General features: G+C 72.5%; 13 protein-coding genes and 1 rRNA gene. 7 read left to right on the top strand and 7 right to left on the bottom strand.

What is annotated here, in order from left to right; genetic code table 11:
- Positions 1–37 precede the first annotated feature (37 nt).
- Positions 38–256, bottom strand: coding sequence for a hypothetical protein (locus tag ACJOT3_RS21680; RefSeq protein WP_406974907.1), 219 nt, complete (start codon positions 254–256; stop codon positions 38–40).
- Between the two features lie 299 nt (positions 257–555).
- Here ACJOT3_RS21680 and ACJOT3_RS21675 point away from each other — a divergent pair, with 299 nt between their 5' ends.
- Positions 556–1,266, top strand: a complete 711-nt coding sequence (locus ACJOT3_RS21675; RefSeq protein ID WP_406974906.1) for a M50 family metallopeptidase — start codon at positions 556–558, stop codon at positions 1,264–1,266.
- Between the two features lie 107 nt (positions 1,267–1,373).
- On the opposite strand, the gene ACJOT3_RS21670 is transcribed toward ACJOT3_RS21675, so the two are convergent.
- The 3 genes from ACJOT3_RS21670 to ACJOT3_RS21660 form a co-directional block, all read right to left on the bottom strand.
- On the bottom strand, positions 1,374–1,733 hold the full coding sequence (locus tag ACJOT3_RS21670; protein ID WP_406974909.1) for an STAS domain-containing protein: 360 nt from the start codon (positions 1,731–1,733) through the stop codon (positions 1,374–1,376).
- Between the two features lie 556 nt (positions 1,734–2,289).
- Positions 2,290–4,632, bottom strand: coding sequence for a hypothetical protein (locus ACJOT3_RS21665; protein ID WP_406974905.1), 2,343 nt, complete (start codon positions 4,630–4,632; stop codon positions 2,290–2,292).
- Positions 4,633–4,780: 148 nt separating this feature from the next.
- Complete coding sequence (locus ACJOT3_RS21660; RefSeq protein ID WP_406974904.1) at positions 4,781–5,875, bottom strand: CaiB/BaiF CoA transferase family protein; 1,095 nt, start codon at positions 5,873–5,875, stop codon at positions 4,781–4,783.
- 325 nt (positions 5,876–6,200) lie between these two features.
- On the opposite strand from ACJOT3_RS21660, the gene ACJOT3_RS21655 reads away from it, so the two are divergent.
- Positions 6,201–7,361, top strand: coding sequence for a resuscitation-promoting factor (locus ACJOT3_RS21655; RefSeq protein WP_406974903.1), 1,161 nt, complete (start codon positions 6,201–6,203; stop codon positions 7,359–7,361).
- 37 nt (positions 7,362–7,398) lie between these two features.
- Positions 7,399–8,286 (top strand): 16S rRNA (adenine(1518)-N(6)/adenine(1519)-N(6))-dimethyltransferase RsmA, encoded by an 888-nt coding sequence (rsmA, locus tag ACJOT3_RS21650; RefSeq protein ID WP_406974902.1) that lies wholly within the window; start codon positions 7,399–7,401, stop codon positions 8,284–8,286.
- Between the two features lie 484 nt (positions 8,287–8,770).
- On the opposite strand, the gene ACJOT3_RS21645 is transcribed toward rsmA, so the two are convergent.
- Both ACJOT3_RS21645 and ACJOT3_RS21640 read right to left on the bottom strand, forming a co-directional pair.
- Complete coding sequence (locus tag ACJOT3_RS21645) at positions 8,771–9,031, bottom strand: hypothetical protein (protein ID WP_406974901.1); 261 nt, start codon at positions 9,029–9,031, stop codon at positions 8,771–8,773.
- Positions 9,018–10,424, bottom strand: coding sequence for a PspC domain-containing protein (locus ACJOT3_RS21640; protein WP_406974900.1), 1,407 nt, complete (start codon positions 10,422–10,424; stop codon positions 9,018–9,020). The genes ACJOT3_RS21645 and ACJOT3_RS21640 overlap by 14 nt, the downstream gene beginning before the upstream one ends.
- A gap of 209 nt (positions 10,425–10,633) precedes the next feature.
- Here ACJOT3_RS21640 and ACJOT3_RS21635 point away from each other — a divergent pair, with 209 nt between their 5' ends.
- On the top strand, positions 10,634–11,878 hold the full coding sequence (locus ACJOT3_RS21635) for an ATP-binding protein (protein WP_406974899.1): 1,245 nt from the start codon (positions 10,634–10,636) through the stop codon (positions 11,876–11,878).
- Positions 11,879–12,049: 171 nt separating this feature from the next.
- Positions 12,050–12,670: a response regulator gene (locus ACJOT3_RS21630; protein ID WP_406974908.1), complete on the top strand. Its 621-nt coding sequence runs from the start codon at positions 12,050–12,052 to the stop codon at positions 12,668–12,670.
- 48 nt (positions 12,671–12,718) lie between these two features.
- On the opposite strand, the gene ACJOT3_RS21625 is transcribed toward ACJOT3_RS21630, so the two are convergent.
- A complete protein-coding gene (locus tag ACJOT3_RS21625; RefSeq protein WP_406974898.1) occupies positions 12,719–13,648 on the bottom strand; it encodes a nucleoside hydrolase in 930 nt (309 codons plus the stop codon).
- A gap of 217 nt (positions 13,649–13,865) precedes the next feature.
- Between ACJOT3_RS21625 and pcrA the strand changes: the two genes are divergently transcribed.
- A complete protein-coding gene (gene pcrA / locus ACJOT3_RS21620) occupies positions 13,866–16,226 on the top strand; it encodes a DNA helicase PcrA (RefSeq protein ID WP_406974897.1) in 2,361 nt (786 codons plus the stop codon).
- Positions 16,227–16,910: 684 nt separating this feature from the next.
- Positions 16,911–17,054: ribosomal RNA gene (locus ACJOT3_RS21615) — 16S ribosomal RNA — on the top strand; the annotation flags it as partial.

Below are 17,054 nucleotides of genomic sequence, written 5' to 3'. Positions count from 1 at the left end.
CGGGGCCGCGCCGTCGTGCTCGCGGAGTATCGGCGGCCTAATAGTAGCCGTAGCCCCAGTCGTCGTCGCCCCAGTCGCCGCCGTGGTCATGGCCGCTGTAGCCGTGGTGGCCCTGGAACAGGGTCGAACGCACGTGCTCGTGCCCGTGGTAGCCGTGGTAGCCCTCGTGGCCGCCGGCCGAGGCGGGCGCCGCGGTGAAACCGAGGGCCGCACCGGCGGCGAGCGTCATCAGGGTGATTCCAGCGATCCGCTTCACGAAACATCCTCACTTTTGGTAGTTGGTTGATAACCAACGGTTGCGACTGTAGGTCTCTCCGGGAGGTTTGGCCAGTTCATCGCACCGGTTCGGTGCACAACACCGACGGAAAGCGGAGTACGCCCCTCTTTGTCCTTCGCATTCGGTCGCCGGGACGAACCACCGCCCCGCCGCGACCGTCCCACCTTCTGCACCGATCCGCGCCGTTCGGCCCCGTCCCGGCGGATCGCTAGAGTCGGGCAATGCCCCGCGCCCGCCCGGGCCCGGGGAGCCGTCGAGACGCAGTTGGGGGACCACTGGTGGAAACGACCTTCGGTGACGTCTGGCAGGAGGTGCTGACCACCCAACCCGAACCGGAGCAGTGGATCATCGTCGGCGCCGCGGTCCTGGCCCTGGCCGCCGTCCTGCTCAACCCCGTGTGGCGGATCGCCCGCAACGTCGTCACCATCGCCCACGAGGGCGGCCACGCCCTGGTGGCGCTGCTCAGCGGACGCCAGCTCACCGCGATCCGCCTGCACTCCGACACCTCCGGTGTCACCGTCTCGCGCGGCAAGCCGACCGGCATCGGCATGATCCTCACGGTCTTCTCCGGGTACATCGCCTCGTCGGTCATCGGCCTGCTCGGCATCGTCGTGCTCATGACCGACCACATCACCGCGCTGCTGTGGCTGAGCCTGGTGGTGCTGGCCGCGATGCTCCTGATGATCCGCAACCTCTACGGCGTGCTCTCGGTGGTGGGCACCGGCGCGGTCGTGTTCGGGATCAGCTGGTTCACCCCCAGCGAGGTCCAGGCGGCCTTCGCCTACCTGTTCATCTGGTTCCTGCTGTTCGCCGGCATCCGGCCGGTGTTCGAGCTCCAGCGCCAGCGCGTCCGCCAGCCCTCCCCGCACTCCGACGCCGACCAGCTGGCCCGGCTCACCGGCCTGCCCGGCACCCTGTGGGTGGTCGTGTTCGGCCTGGTCAACCTGGGCGTCACCGGCCTGGGCGTGTGGATGCTGCTCATCGACTGACCCGTGTGACCCGTGCCCCGGCGGGCACGGAGCCCGCGGACAACGGAAAGGGGCGCGACCTCCCGGGTCGTGCCCCTCGGTCGTGGCCGGTGGCGGCCACGGGAACGTCAGTTACTGTCGACCCGCGGCGCGGCCAGCGCCTCGGGGACGCTCCCGAACACCGGGATGCGGGTGTCCAGGGCGGTGATCCGCAGGGTCTGCATCACCCGCTGGATCGGCGAGGCGATCGCCAGCACCGCCTGCTGCTCCCGGGCGGTGCGGTGGGCGCGGATGAGCACCCGCAGCCCGCTGGAGTCGATGAAGCGCAGGTCGGTGCAGTCCAGGACGACGCGCCCGCTCGGCTGGGTGATGAGCGCCTCGGTGACCGCGTCCTGGAACCGGGACTCGGTGGCCAGGTCGATCTCGCCGTCCAGGGCGAGGACCCGCCCGCCGTCGTGCAGGGTGGACGAGATGGTCAGTGCGGGCATGGCGACTCCGGCGTGATCGGGGCGTGCCCGCCGCATCGGCGAGGCGGGCCGCATCCCGCGCCGGGCGCGGGCGTCGACCGGTACGTTCAGTGCGTTACCGCGGTAGCCAAGCTGGTGGTTCATCGTGTCCTCGTGTGCCGCCCCGGTGATTCGGGGCCGGGGATGTGACGCCTTCTCCTTCGCCACGGGGGCCTGCGCGGAACGCGGCCACCCTGGGAACGTCCGAGTGCGGTCCGGAAGTTCCCTCGGCGGTCCACGGGACACCGGGATCGGAGAACGGCGGCGTGCCGTGCCGGGCGACTCCCGCGCCCCTCACGACAACAAGAACCCGCCCCAGGGGGCGGTCATTCCCTCCCTGGGGGAGGTGCGGCGGCCGGATCGGTGGCCGGGATCTTCGGGAGACGGTGACCGCCCGGTCCCCACGGGGTACCGGCTGTCCCTTGCATCGGCCGCTCAGCCTCGGACTTTACCACAGTGCCGTGGCCGATTCGTGACGTGAGCGACGCAAGGTCGTGTTCGTCGCCGTTTGCGCCGCGTGGCGACGATGAGGTAAGCGTCACAGGCAGTGGGCGTTCTCGGTGGGTTCGGGGTCCGGCTCGGGATCCTCGTCCTCCTGCTCCAGCGCCCACACACACGCCGACAGGGTGAGCGGGACCGCGATCGTCAGCGCGATCGCCGGGATCGCCACCCCCGAGTCGTTGACGGCGAACCCCACCAGCGCGGTCACCAGCGACCCGGTCAGCCCGGCCCGCAGCGTCGGCGCGTACTCGTAGGCCCGCTGTAGGGCGCCGATCCGCCAGTTGGTGGGCCGGTAGAGCACCGCGAACAGGAACACCAGCGCGCAGGCCGCCAGCAGGGTCAGCTGCCAGTTGCCCAGCGTGCCCAGCATCGCCCCCAGCTTGCGGGCCACCACCGTGCCCGCCTCCCCGTCGAGCACCTGCGCGGCGAACGCCCCGAAGTGGCTGCGCTCCTGCGGCGGGCGCAGGTAGTCCAGCCACGACAGCAGGGTGATCGCCGCGACCGCCGCCGCGACCACCCCCGTCAGCCGCAGGAACGTCACCCGCACCCCCGCGATCATCATCGCCGTCACCGCCAGCCCCGGCACCAGGGCGATCACCCCGCCGAAGTCGGTGCCCAGGCCCGGCCAGCCGATGATCGCCACCGACGCCGCCCCCACCACCAGGGCCACCACCACGGCGGCGCGCCGGCGCCCCCGCCCGATGAGCCCGTGCGCGATCCCGGCCACCGTCATGAGCATGCCGGTGGCGAACGTCGCGAACGCGATGTTGCCGATCCCGTAGAACCGGCCGCCGACGATCGGCGAGTAGCCGGTGGGCGAGTTCATCTGCAAATGCGCGCCGAAGCACAGGTCGACGAACAGCACCGCCGTGGTCGCCCCCGCCACCACCGTCATCGGCCCCAGGATCGTGCGCCGCCACGGCCCGGCCACCGCCAGCGCCACCACCAGCGCGTCCGCCGCCAGCACGCACAGCAGCAGCGCCGTGGGCGGCGACTGGGCCGCCCACCACGGGATGAGGTTGGCCAGGTAGCTGGCGACCGGGAACGCCGCCCCGGCCAGGGCCACGATCCGGGTCACCGACAGCACCAGGACGCGCTTGCCGCGCTGGCCGTCGGAGTAGCGGTGCAGGGCGTAGGCGGCGGCCGCGTAGATGAGCAGCTGCACCGCCACCAGCCCGCTGAAGAACCCGGGGATGGACGCCCCGACCACCACGGCGGCCGTGTTGAAGTCCATCAGCCGCTGCACGGCCTCCCCGGTGTCCGCGGGCCGCGCCGCCACGTGCCAGGCCCGCCCCGACACCGCCGCCTGCGGGTCCATCCGCAGCTCGGCCAGCACGGTGGCGGTGACGTCGGTGAGCACCACCAGCCCCCGCCGCCGGGTGGACTCCGAGGCCAGGAACCCGATCGGCCCGGCCGGGCCCTCCTGCGCCACCTGCGCGCTCAGCGCCGCGGTCAGCTGGGACGGGCCGCTGTCCATGGCCACGCCCACCACCGTGAGCGAGGACCCGGTGGGCAGCATCGCGATGAGCGTGCGCAGCCGCCCGTCCAGCGTCTCCAGCGCCTCCTCCCGGTCCACCTGCGGGACGTCGTCCCGGTCGGGGCCGTCGGGGTCGGCGGAGAACGGGTCCTCCTCCGGGTACAGCCGGGTGAGGTCGGGCAGCTCCACCGCGGCCAGGGTCACGCCCTCCAGGCGCTGGGCGTCGAGGTCGCGCACCCCCGCCAGGTAGTGGTCGACCCGCCCGTCCCGGTCGGCGACGCCCAGCGCCGCCCCGGGGCCGACGGCCAGGGTGGACCCGCCGTACCGGTGCACGGTGTCGCCGAGCAGCCCGACCGGCGCCGCGAAGTTCGATCGGGCGTTCTGGCGCACGTAGGAGTCGAACCCGGGGACGACCGCGCCGGACCCGGTGCGCTCGGGCTCGGGCGCGGGCTCGCACACCCCGAAGTCCTCCCGCGCGGCCAGGGCGCGGTTGCCCGCCGACACCGACAGCCACCCGTCGGTGGGGCAGGTGCGCGAGGTGGCGGTGCGGATCGACACGTTGCCGGTGGCCGACCGCTCCGCCATCTCCCACAGGGTGGGCGTGTGCTCGGGGGTGATGTCCTCCCACAGCAGGCCCGGCACCCCCACCAGCACCAGGGGTTCCTCGCCCGGGCCCGGCACGTCCGGCTGCCGGGAGGGTGCCTCCGCGGCTGCGGCGCCTCCTGCGGCGGTCGGTCCCGGGTCCGCCCACGAGGCCGGGGCGGCGCACAGCAGGGCGGCGACCGCCACCGCCGACGCGCACCAGCGCGCCAGTACGGTGCCGACCGCCCTGCGGTGCGCCGCCCCCGCGGCGCCGGCCGTCCCCCGATGTGCCGACACCGCCCTGACGAACCGTCGTGGCATCGCGGACCCCCCGTCGCGCGCTCGGCCTTGAGTTCGCCACCCTAGCGATCCCCGATCGCCCATCGGGGGATACTCGCCCGACCCGTCCGAATCCGCCCGGGGACTCCTGTTCCCGCAGGCCCGGGGGCCGGATACCGGACGGACCGGTTCAGCCGCCCAGGCCCCACCCCTTGAGGACCTCGGCGGTGTCCGGCTGCGGCCGCCCCCGGGTCACCCCGCCCGGCGTGCGCGAGAAGCGCGGAGCCGGGCCCGGGACCACCCGGTCCCCCTCGCGGACCAGGGTGCCCCGTTCGCGCACGTGCGGGTGGTCGGGCGCCTCCTCCAGGGACAGCACCGGCATCACACACGCGTCCACGCCCTCGAACACCGCCGCCCACTCGTCCCGGCCGCGGGTGCGCAGCACCTCGGCGAACCGCTCCCGCAGCACCGGCCAGCCCGAGCGGTCCCACTGGTCGGGCAGGTCCGCCCCGTCCAGCCCGGTGCCCGCCAGGAACGCGGCGTAGAACTGCGGCTCGATGCAGCCCACGGACACGTGCCGGCCGTCGGCGCACTCGTAGACGTCGTACCAGGGGGCGCCGGTGTCCAGGTAGTTCGTGCCGCGCTCGTCGGTCCAGGACCCGCGCGCCCGGTCCTCGTGGACCATCGACATCAGCAGCGCCGACCCGTCGACCATGGCGGCGTCCACGACCTGCCCGCGGCCGGAGGTGCCGCGTTCGACCAGGGCGGCCAGGATGCCGGTGACCGTGAACATGGTGCCGCCCGCGAAGTCCCCGAGCAGGTTGACCGGCGGGACCGGCGGACCGCCCGCGCGGCCGATGGCGTGCAGGGCGCCGTTGACGGAGATGTAGTTCATGTCGTGTCCGGCCGCCCGGGCCAGCGGCCCGTCCTGGCCCCAGCCGGTGACGCGGGCGTAGACCAGGCGGGGGTTGAGCTCCAGGCAGGCATCGGGACCCAGGCCCAGCCGCTCCATGACGCCGGGGCGGAACCCCTCCAGCAGGACGTCGGCGCGTTCGACGAGGTCGCGGGCCAGGGCGCGGCCCTCCTCGGACTTCAGGTCGGCGCCCAGCACGGTGCGGCCCTCGCTCATGTGCGGGCCGGGGAGTCCGGCGTTCACCGCCTCGGCGGCCTGCGGGCGGTCCAGGCGGATGACGTCGGCGCCCAGGTCGGCCAGGAGCATGGCGGCCATCGGCGCCGGTCCGATGCCGGTGAACTCGACGACGCGGATTCCGTTGAGGGGTCCCATGTGCGCGGCCTCCATGAGGGGGTGGATTAGAACGGCGTTCGGGTTCATTCTGCCGGGTCGGTGGATGCGGCACCAGGGTGGCACCCCGGGGCGTTCGCTCAGGGTAAAAGTCGAGAAATGGGATAAAGGCCGCTTTTCTATTTTCGGACGCCTTCTTTTTTCGGTGAGCTCAAAAATAGAACAATGGCCCAGTGCTAATGTGGCCGATGCCCATCGGGCCGCGTGAACCGCCGCGACCTGCCGCGACGCCGCCGCCCGAAGAACCGGGAGTGCCCGCTCATGCCCCCGGACATCCCATTTCCTCCGCGTGATCCCAGGAACCGCCATGCCCCGTAGGACCACCGCCCCGCGCCGTTCCCGCGGCCGCCGCCGCGCCCGCCCCCGGGTGCCGCCGCCCCTGCTCGCCGCCGGTGCCCTACTCCTCGCCCTCACCGCCGGCGGCACCGCCCTGGCCGCCCACCGGGCCGTCGTCGTGGACGTCAACGGCACCGAGCACACCGTTCACACCTTCGGCGGCACCGTCGCCGACGCCCTCGACGCCGCTGGCGTCACCCCCGCCGACGGCGACCTCGTCGCCCCCGCCCCCGACAGCCCCGTCGCCTCCGGCGAGCACGTCCTGGTCCGCTCCCCGCGCGACCTCACCGTCGAACTCGACGGCCACCCCCTGGCCGGCAGCGTCAACGCCGCCACCCTGGGCGAGGCCCTGCACCAGCTCGGCCTGGACCCCGACGCTGTGTCCCTCTCCGCCGAGCACGACACCCCCATCCCCGCCGACGGGCTCACCGTCACCGCCGAACGCGCCCCGCGCATGGTCGTCCTGCGCGACACCGTCCGCACCGAGACCCGCTCCACCGGGGAGACCGTCGCCGACGTCCTGGCCGCCGCCGGGGTCGACCCCGGCGAACACGACCTCGTGTCCCCGGCCGCCGACGAGCCCGCCACCCCCGACATGACCGTCCGGATCACCCCGGTCCTGGGCGCGCCCGTCACCGAGGAGGTCCCCATCGAGGCCGGGACCACCGAACGCGAGAACCCCGACCGCCCCGAGGGCGAGCGCGAGGTCGTCACCGAACCCCGGGACGGCCTCAAACGCGTGACCACCGCCACCGTCCTGCACCACGGCGAGGAGGTGGAGAAGGTGCTGGAGGAGGAGATCGTCACCGAGCCCGTCGAGGGCGTCGTGGAGATCGGCACCAAGGCGCCGGCGGGCACACCCCCGGCGGGCGGCGGCGCGGCCGGCTCCCTCAACTGGGCGGGCCTCGCCCAGTGCGAGTCCGGCGGAAACCCGGCCGCCGTCAACTCCGCGGGCGGCTACTACGGCCTCTACCAGTTCAGCATCCCGACCTGGAACTCGGTCGGCGGCACCGGACTGCCCTCCGAGGCCAGCGCCCAGGAGCAGACCCAGCGCGCCCAGCAGCTCTACAACGCGGTCGGCGGGAACTGGCAGAGCCAGTGGCCGCACTGCGGGGTCCACCTCTTCGAGTGAGCGGAGACCATTTCCGGTGGCGGCGGGCTGGCAAGATGTGGGGGTGACACAGACACCCGCACCCGACGACCGATCCCGCCTGCTCACCCCCGCCGACGTGCGGGTCCTCGCCGAGCGGCTCGGAGTCCGGCCCACCAAGACCCTCGGGCAGAACTTCGTCATCGACCACGGCACCGTGCGCCGCATCGTCCGGGTCGCGGGGGTCGGCGAGGACGACGTCGTGGTCGAGGTCGGGCCGGGCCTGGGCTCGCTGACCCTGGCGCTGCTCCCGCACGTGCGCCGGGTCACCGCCATCGAGATCGACCCGGTGCTCGCCCAGGCCCTGCCCGCCACCGTCGCCGAGCACGCGCCCGAGCTCGCCGACCGGCTCACCGTCGTGCGCGACGACGCGATGCGCGTCGCCGAGGTGCCCGGCCCCGCCCCCACCGCGCTGGTCGCCAACCTGCCCTACAACGTGTCCGTCCCCGTCCTGCTCCACCTGCTCGAACTGCTGCCGAGCCTGGAGCGGGTCCTGGTGATGGTGCAGGCGGAGGTCGCCGACCGGATCACCGCCACCCCGGGCGGCCGCATCTACGGGGTGCCCTCGGCCAAGGTCGCCTGGTACGCCGCGGCCCGCCGGGCCGGGGCGGTGGGCCGCAACGTGTTCTGGCCCGCCCCCAACGTCGATTCGGGGCTGGTGGAGCTGATCCGCCGCACCCCGCCCGAGACGAAGGCCACCCGCGAGGAGGTCTTCAAGGTGATCGACGCCGCCTTCGCCCAGCGCCGCAAGACCCTGCGCGCCGCCCTGGCCGGCTGGGCCGGGTCGGCCCCGGCCGCCGAGCAGGCGCTGCGCGCCGCGGGCGTCGACCCGGGCGCCCGGGGCGAGGCCCTGCGGGTGGAGGACTTCGCGGCCATCGCCGAGCACCGCCCGCCCGTGGACGGCTGATCCGGCAGAACCGCGAGGGGGCGATCCTTCGCGGGTGAGGACTCTGCGGCCATCGCCGAGCACCGCCCGCCCACGGACGGCCGACCTGGGATAACGGTGAGGGGAGCGTCCTCGCGGGTGAGGACTCTGCGGCCATCGCCGAGCACCGCCCGCCCACGGACGGCCGACCTGGGATAACGGTGAGGGGAGCGTCCTCGCGGGTGAGGACTCCGCGGCCGTCATCGGGCACCGCCCGTCCGTGGACGGCCGACCCGGGAGAACCGCCAGGGAGCGATTCTTCGCGGGTGAGGACTCCGCGGCCGTCGCCGGGCACGGTCCCCACGGACGGCCGACCGTCGGGCGTACAAGCCTGACGCCGCCCGCCCGCGGACGGCCGACCGTCGGGCCTACGACGGGCGGCCTGCCGGGGGTGGCCGACCGGCGCCGTACGACGGGCATACGAGAGAGGGCGCGGCATCCGCCGCGCCCCCTCACCGTTGTGGCCTCACCCCTGGGGCAGGCCGCCGTTCCCACCCCCGTCGGGGACGGCGCCCCGGGCCGCCTCGGCGCGTTCGCGCGCCCGGGCCCGCGAACGCTGCACCGCGCGCACCACACCGGCCAGGACCAGCCCCACCAGCACCACCGGAACCGCCCACCAGGCACCGAACTCCCACTCCCCGGTGCCCCGCACGACGAACGCGACCGCCAGCCCGAGGAACAGCAGCCCCGCGATCAGCGACCCCCAGTCGGTTCTACGCTTCGCCATGCTGTACCTCCACAATCCCGACGCGGACATCGGTCCCCACTCTGATCAGGGGGACCTCGTCGTCCCCTGCCCCGCCGACCGGCTCGAACACCTCGCTCAACTCCCGGGTGACACCGATCTGCTCGGACCCGTCCTCCTTGTTCCTCTCCGTCGACACGTACGAGTCCAGCACCCCGAGGCCGACGTTCGCGGTCACCTCCACCCGGGCGTCGTCGGGCAGCAGCAGGAGCAACCGCCCCCGGCCGATCTCCGCCCGCACGTCCACGGTCTCCCCGGGCTCCAGGTCCTCGATCGCGGTCAGGTCCACCGTGAGGTCGCCCACCGTGAACCGGGGCGCGCCACCGGCCTCCGCCTCCGCGACCGTGGTCGGCCGCCACACGTCCTCGCCGATCCGCACCTTGGTCACGTCCGTCGTGGACACCAGCACCAGCCCCGCCGTCAGCAGCAGGCCCAGGAAGCCCAGCCCCCGCGGGTTGCCCGCCCACGTGCCCACCACGCCCAGCAGGCCGACCAGCCCCAGCGCCCCGGCCAGGAAGTACACCCCGGTCTCGGGGCCCAGCAGCAGGCGCAGCGTGTCGATGCTCCACACCGACGCCTCGGCGCCGCCGAACACCAGGATCGGCGCCACCACCGCGGCGGCCAGCGTCGTCCACAGCGCCATCACCGCCAGCGGCACCCCGCGCCCGGACTTCTGCTTCTTGCAGTCGTGCCCGGGGCCGCCGTCCCCGTCACCGGGGCCCTCGTCGCCGTTCTCGTCATCGGTGTCCGCGTCCCCGCCGCCCGAGCGGTCGCCGTGTAGCGTCCGCTCGGCCACCACCGCCAGGTCCACCGGCCCCGCGGGCGCCGACGCCCACGGCTGCGCCGGGTTGTAGTAGCTCGGGCTCGGACCGGCCACCGGAGTCTCCGGCGGCGGCGCCTTGGCCCGCAGCTCCTCGCCCAGGCCCGTGAACGCCGCCCGCAGGTCCACCCCGCGGCCACGCGCCACCAGCACCCCCAGCACCAGCGGCACCGCCAGCACCAGAGTCGACCAGCCGAAACCCCCCACCAGGCTGAACGCCGTCGCCACCGCCAGCCCCACCGCGAGAAGCTTCAGCACCGCCTGCGGTGCGATGCTCCGGTTCAGCATCTGCTCGATCGTCGCCGGCCCGCCCCGCGCGTCCCGCATGAGCATCCACGCCACGAGGTACAGCAGCACACCGGTGCCCCCGGCGAACGCGGTCAGCGCGAACGCCGCCCGCCACACCACAGGGTCGAGCCCCGTGTAACGCCCCAGCCCGGCGCACACACCGGCCAGGACCCGCTCCTCGTCCGCCTTGCGCAGCTCCCGCCCGGGGGCGGGAACCGTCTCCGCCGCGGGCGCGTCGGATCCCGTGGGGGCCGAATCCTCAGTCATGGTCGCTCACCGCACTCTCCTCACACACCCATGGTCACTCGAAAGCGGTGAGCAGGGGAATCCGGGACGACCCTGACCCCACCCTGACCGCCCGCCCCGGCACATCCGGGGGCTCCACCCCGATGCCCGCCGCCCCCGGCCCGGTGCATGCTGGAGTCGACGGGGGGCACCCGTGCGCCCCGGATCGGCCACGCGCACGGACGGAGACCATGGACAAAGCAAGCGGTGACCGGGTGACCCCGGCCGCGGACGCCACCCCCAAGCTCACCCGCGCGGTCGACGGGCGGCTGCTGGGCGGTGTCGCCGCGGGGCTCGCCCGCCACCTGGGGGTGGACCCCGTCGTCGTCCGCCTCGCTTTCATGGCCCTGTCCGTCGGCGGCATCGGCATCGCCGTGTACGTCGCCCTGTTCTTCTTCGTCCCCGTCGAGGACACCGAACGCGAGGGCACCGAACGCGGGGACGGCGCCGAGGAGCGCGCCGCCGACGGCCGCCGCAAGGGCCGCGACATCTCCCAGCTCATCGCCTACGTCGGCCTGGCCGCCGGGCTCGGCTTCCTGTTCCTGCTGTTCGGCGGCGTCTTCGACCCGCTGCTGTGGTTCGTGGTGTTCGGCACCCTGGGCGCCGTCATCCTCTGGCAGCAGGCCAACCCCGGCCAGCGCGACGAGTGGATGACCAGCACCGTCGGCCGCGGCAAGGGACTCATGCGCGCCGGGGCCGGCATCCTCCTGGTCGTCGTCGGCGTCATCGGGTTCCTCGTCTTCCAGGAGCAGCTCCAGAACGCCCGCGCCGGGCTGACCTTCGCGTTCACCCTGCTCGCCGGGGTCGCCCTCATCGTCGCCCCGTGGATCGTCGGCCTGGTCCGCGAACGCGACGCCGAACGCCGCGAGCGCATCCGCAACGCCGAACGCGCCGAACTGGCCGCCCACATCCACGACTCCGTGCTGCACACCCTCACCCTCATCCAGCGCCGCGCCGAGGACCCCCGCGAGGTCCAGCGCCTGGCCCGGGTGCAGGAGCGCGCCCTGCGCAGCTGGCTCTACCAGCGTCCCGCCGACGCCGAGACCACCGTCTCCCCGGCCCTGGAACGCGTCGCCGCCGAGGTCGAGGAGGAGCACGGCGTCCCCATCGAGGTGGTGTGCGTCGGCGACTGCCCGGTGGACGACGGCCTGCACGCCATGCTGCGCTCGGCCCGCGAGGCCATGGTCAACGCCTCCAAGTACGCGGGCACCGAGACCATCTCCGTGTTCGGGGAGGTCGAACCCGAGGAGGTCCTGGTGTTCGTGCGCGACCGCGGCGCCGGGTTCGACCTCGACGCCATCCCCGAGGACCGCATGGGCGTGCGCGGCTCCATCCTGGGCCGCATGGACCGCCACGGCGGGTCCGCGCGCATCCGCACCGCCCCGGGCGAGGGCACCGAGGTCCAGCTGCGCATGCCCCGCATCCCCGAGATGTAGGGACCCGGGACGTAGGGCACTGCCGGCACACGTAGGGCATTGCGGACACGCCGGAAAGGCGCGATGGAGGGGAGACCGGGATGTGGAGCGGGCCGCACCGTGGGTAGAGTTCCCGTTGTGGGAGACGACAGCAGCACGACCTTCAGTGACGGCGACACACGACCCCGCGTCGTGATCGTGGACGACCACCGCCTGTTCCGCAGCGGGGTCCGGGGCGAACTCGGCGACGCCGTCGACGTGGTCGGCGAGGCGGGCGACGTGGACTCGGCCGTGCAGGTGATCGAGCGGGCGCAGCCCGACCTCGTCCTGCTCGACGTCCACCTGCCCGGCGGGGGCGGCGTGGAGGTGCTGCGCCGCGTCCTGGCCCGCCACCCGCAGATCCGCTTCCTGGCGCTGTCGGTGTCCGACGCCGCCGAGGACGTGATCGGCGTGGTCCGCGGCGGCGCCCGCGGCTACGTCACCAAGACCATCTCCGGCAAGGAGCTCGCCGACGCCATCGTGCGCGTCGCCGACGGCGACGCCGTGTTCTCCCCGCGCCTGGCCGGGTTCGTCCTGGACGCCTTCTCGGCGACCGACGCCCCGCCGGTGGACCCCGAGCTGGACCGCCTCACCCAGCGCGAACGCGAGGTGCTGCGGCACATCGCCCGGGGCTACGCCTACAAGGAGGTGGCCAAGGAGCTGTTCATCTCCGTCAAGACCGTGGAGACCCACGTGTCCTCGGTGCTGCGCAAGCTCCAGCTCTCCAACCGGCACGAGCTCAGCCGCTGGGCCACCGCCCGCCGACTGGTCTGACCCTTTCGGCCCCGGGGCCGTGCTGGAACACGGCCCCGGGGAGCGCGGTCAGCGCAGGGAGTCGAGCATCCGGCCGAGGAACTCCTCACCGGCCACCGCCGTGATGATCCTGGTCGGACGGCGCTCGTCCCGACCCGGGCTCAGCCGCAGGTCCGCCACGGTCATCCCGCGGGTCAGCGACCCCGACAGCTCCACCCGCACCGGCGCCTCCACGGCCTCCGTCACCAGGTGCGGGTCCACCAGCACCGCCGCCGCCAGCGGGTCGTGCATCGCGCACTGGCGCACCCCGAAGATGCCCTTGTAGAAGTCGGCGTAGAAGTCCAGGAACTCCGAGGTGCGCGCGGCCCGCACCCCCGGCACCGCCCTCAGCTCCTCCAGCCACGCACCCGTGGCCACCGTCTCCATGGTGATGTCCAGCGCCACCAGGTCCAGGTCGAACCCGGCGGCGAACACCGCCTCGGCCGCCTCCGGGTCGTTGTTGATGTTGGCCTCCACGTGCGAGGACACGTTGCCCGGCACCCGCACCGCGCCGCCCATCACCACCAGTTTGCGCACCAGCTCCGGCAGCCGCGGCTCCAGGCCCAGCGCGATCGCCAGGTTCGTCAGCGGGCCCACCGCCAGCACGTCCAGCTCACCGGGGTACTCGCGGGCCAGCCGCACCAGCAGCTCCGCGGCGCTCTCCGGCACCGGCGCCTTGGCCGGCGCGGGCAGCTCCACCCCGCCCAGCCCGTTCTCGCCGTGGACGTGCGGCGCCAGCCGCGGCTCCTGCACCAGCGGCCGGGACGCGCCCACCGCCACCGGCACCTCCGGACGCCCGTACAGCTCCAGCAGGCGCAGCGCGTTGTCCGCCGTCACCTCCACACCGCCGTTGCCGAACACCGCGCCGACCCCGACGATCTCCACCTCCGGCCGCGCCGCCAGATAGGCGAGCGCGACCGCGTCGTCGATTCCCGGATCACAGTCGACGAACACGCGCATGACACAAACCCCCGAACACAAGCGACGGCCCCCGCCCATGCGAAGGCCCCACGTCAGAGAACCAGCCTAAACGGGACGAACGTCCGATCGGGTGGCGAACGGGCGGTGATCCGGTGGTGAGGCCCGGCACGCGTCGGGCGGTGGGCGGCGGGGTGCTCCGGGGACGGCGCGCGGCACACGGCGGGCTCTGTCGCCGACCGGCCGTAACCTGGAACCCGTGTCCTCCCAAGAGCAGCTTCTCGAAGGTCTGAACGGTCCCCAGCGCGAGGCGGTCACCCACGGCGGCGGCCCGCTCCTCATCGTCGCGGGCGCCGGTTCGGGCAAGACCCGTGTCCTCACCCACCGCATCGCGTACCTGATGGCCGCCCGGGGCGTGCGACCCGGGGAGATCCTCGCGATCACGTTCACCAACAAGGCCGCCGCCGAGATGCGCGAACGCATCCAGGCGCTGCTCGGCCCGCGCGCCGCCGCCAGCATGTGGATCATGACGTTCCACTCGGCGTGCGTGCGCATCCTGCGCCGGGAGGCCCACCGCCTCGGCTACCCGAGCGGGTTCACCATCTACGACTCCGCCGACTCCGCGCGGCTCATGCAGCTGGTCTGCAAGGAGATGGACCTGGACCCCAAGCGGTTCCCGCCCAAGTCGTTCTCCGCGCAGATCTCCAACCTCAAGAACGAGCTGGTCGACTACGACACGTTCGCCGAGCAGGCCCAGACCGAGCAGGAGAAGAAGCTCGCCGAGGCCTACAAGCTCTACCAGCGCCGCCTGCACGAGGCCGGCGCCATGGACTTCGACGATCTGATCATGGTCACCGTCAACCTGCTCCAGATGTTCCCCGACGTCGCCGAGCACTACCGGCGCCGCTTCCGGCACGTCATGGTCGACGAGTACCAGGACACCAACCACGCCCAGTACACGTTCATCCGCGAACTCGTCGGGGTCGCGGAGGAGGCGCCGGTCGTCCCGCCCTCGGAGCTGTGCGTGGTCGGCGACGCGGACCAGTCCATCTACGCGTTCCGCGGCGCCACCATCCGCAACATCCTGGAGTTCGAGCGCGACTTCCCCAACGCGCGCACGATCCTGCTGGAGCAGAACTACCGCTCCACCCAGACGATCCTGTCCGCGGCCAACGCGGTCATCGAGCGCAACGAGGGCCGGCCCGCCAAGAACCTGTGGTCCGAGCAGGGGGAGGGCACGCCCATCGTCGGCTACGTCGCCGACAACGAACACGACGAGGCCGCGTTCGTGGTGGGGGAGATCGACCAACTCACCGACGACGGGTCCATCACCCCGAGCCAGGTGGCGGTGTTCTACCGGACCAACGCCCAGTCCCGGGTGTTCGAGGACGTGTTCATCCGCATGGGCCTGCCGTACAAGATCGTCGGCGGGGTGCGCTTCTACGAGCGCAAGGAGATCCGCGACGTCCTCGCCTACCTGCGGGTCCTGGCCAACCCCGAGGACACGGTCAGCCTGCGCCGCATCATCAACGTGCCCAAACGGGGCATCGGCGCCCGGGCCGAGGAGTCGCTGGAGCTGTTCGCGGCCCGCGAGCGCATCACGTTCGCCCAGGCGCTGCGCCGGGTGGACGAGGTCCCGGCGATGGCGACGCGTTCGGTGAACGCGGTCCGCAACTTCACCGCGCTGCTGGACGAGCTGGCGGCGGCGGTGGAGGGGTCCAGCCCCTCGCAGCTGGTGGAGGCGGTCCTGGACAAGACCGGGTACCTGTCCGAGCTCACCGAGTCCAAGGACATCCAGGACGAGAGCCGGGTGGAGAACCTGGAGGAGTTCGTGGACGTGGCGCGGGAGTTCGAGAACACCTTCACGGCGCTGCTGGAGGACGAGGCCGCGCTGGAGGGGGAGGAGGCGGAGGCCGCCGTCGAGGAGGGCGCCGAGCCGACCCTGGTGGACTTCCTGGAGCGGATCTCCCTGGTGGCCGACACCGACCAGCTGCCGGACGCCGACGACGAGGGCGGGGTGGTCACGCTGATGACCCTGCACTCGGCCAAGGGGCTGGAGTTCCCGGTGGTGTTCCTGACGGGTCTGGAGGACGGGGTGTTCCCGCACATGCGGACCCTGGGCGACAAGACCCAGCTGGAGGAGGAGCGCCGGCTGGCGTACGTGGGGCTGACCCGTGCGGAGCGGTTGCTGTACGTGAGCCGCGCCGCCGTGCGCAGCGCATGGGGGAGCCCGTCGTACAACCCGCCGTCGCGGTTCCTGGACGAGGTGCCGTCGTCGCTGGTGGACTGGCGGCGCGGGGACTCCCCGGTGCTGAGCGCGCCGCCGACCCTGCGCCGGGGGACTGGTGGTGGCGGGCGCTCGTCGAGCGGGTCCGGCGGGGCGGGCGGCTCGGGCGGCTTCGGCGGTGCGGGCTTCGGCAGCACCTTCGGCCGGAGCAAGGCCAAGGCGGAGGCACCGACGCTCAGCGTGGGGGATCTGGTCAACCACGACAAGTTCGGCATGGGGCGCGTCCAGCTGGTGGAGGGGACGGGCGACCGGACCAAGGCCCGCATCGACTTCGGCGCGGACATCGGGGAGAAGGACCTGATGGTGAAGTACGCGCCGATCGAGAAGCTGTGATCCGACGTCCGGAAGCCGTGACCGGGAGCTGTGATCTGACGTCCGGAGCTTTGATCTGACGTCCGATCGACTCGTCCGATCGACTTCTACGGAGGCCCACAGAGGGAGTTCTGTGGGCCTTCGTCGTTTTTGTCCGTTGGCTGTAAGCCACGACACGGGCAAGTATCGGCAAACGCGTCACGAGCACTCCGCGACGGGGGTAGTGTTGTCCAGGACCGAGCGAGACGGACGCGGATCCTTAGGGATCGGAGCGGACGGGCCGGTCCACCTCCCTTCCGAAGTGAGCGGTTCGAAGCACTGCTTCGACCATGTAAACTCGGACGGGTCGCCTCGAAAGAGGCACACGCCTTCACGGAAAACCAGAAGGTTCCGGAAAACGCCGGTTTGGCGGGACACGGAAACGCTGATAAAGTGAAGACACAACAAAGCGGAAACGCAGACGCCTTCCACGGAAGAGCGACCGGGATCAAGATGAGAGTCCGGGGCTTGTACGGGAAGGGCGGTTGCTTCTTGAGAACTCAACAGCGCGTGTTCGATTTTCTTTAAGCCAAGTTTGTTTTGGCCCCGTCACACGAACCGGTCGGTGAGACCGGCAGAGTGTGCGAGGTTCCTTTGATTGAGCCAGACATGGTTCGGTCAGGATTGCTTCTAGGTTTCCAAGCCCTTGCGGCTTGGTGTGAGACCTTTATGGAGAGTTTGATCCTGGCTCAGGACGAACGCTGGCGGCGTGCTTAACACATGCAAGTCGAGCGGTAAGGCCCTTCGGGGTACACGAGCGGCGAACGGGTGAGTAACACGTGAGCAACCTGCCCCTGACTCCGGGATAAG

This window comes from Nocardiopsis protaetiae, from assembly GCF_045446735.1.
Classification (GTDB): Bacteria; Actinomycetota; Actinomycetes; order Streptosporangiales; family Streptosporangiaceae; genus Nocardiopsis; species Nocardiopsis protaetiae.
Note: the sequence above shows the minus strand (reverse complement) of the source record. Positions and strands in the feature narration are given on the sequence as shown.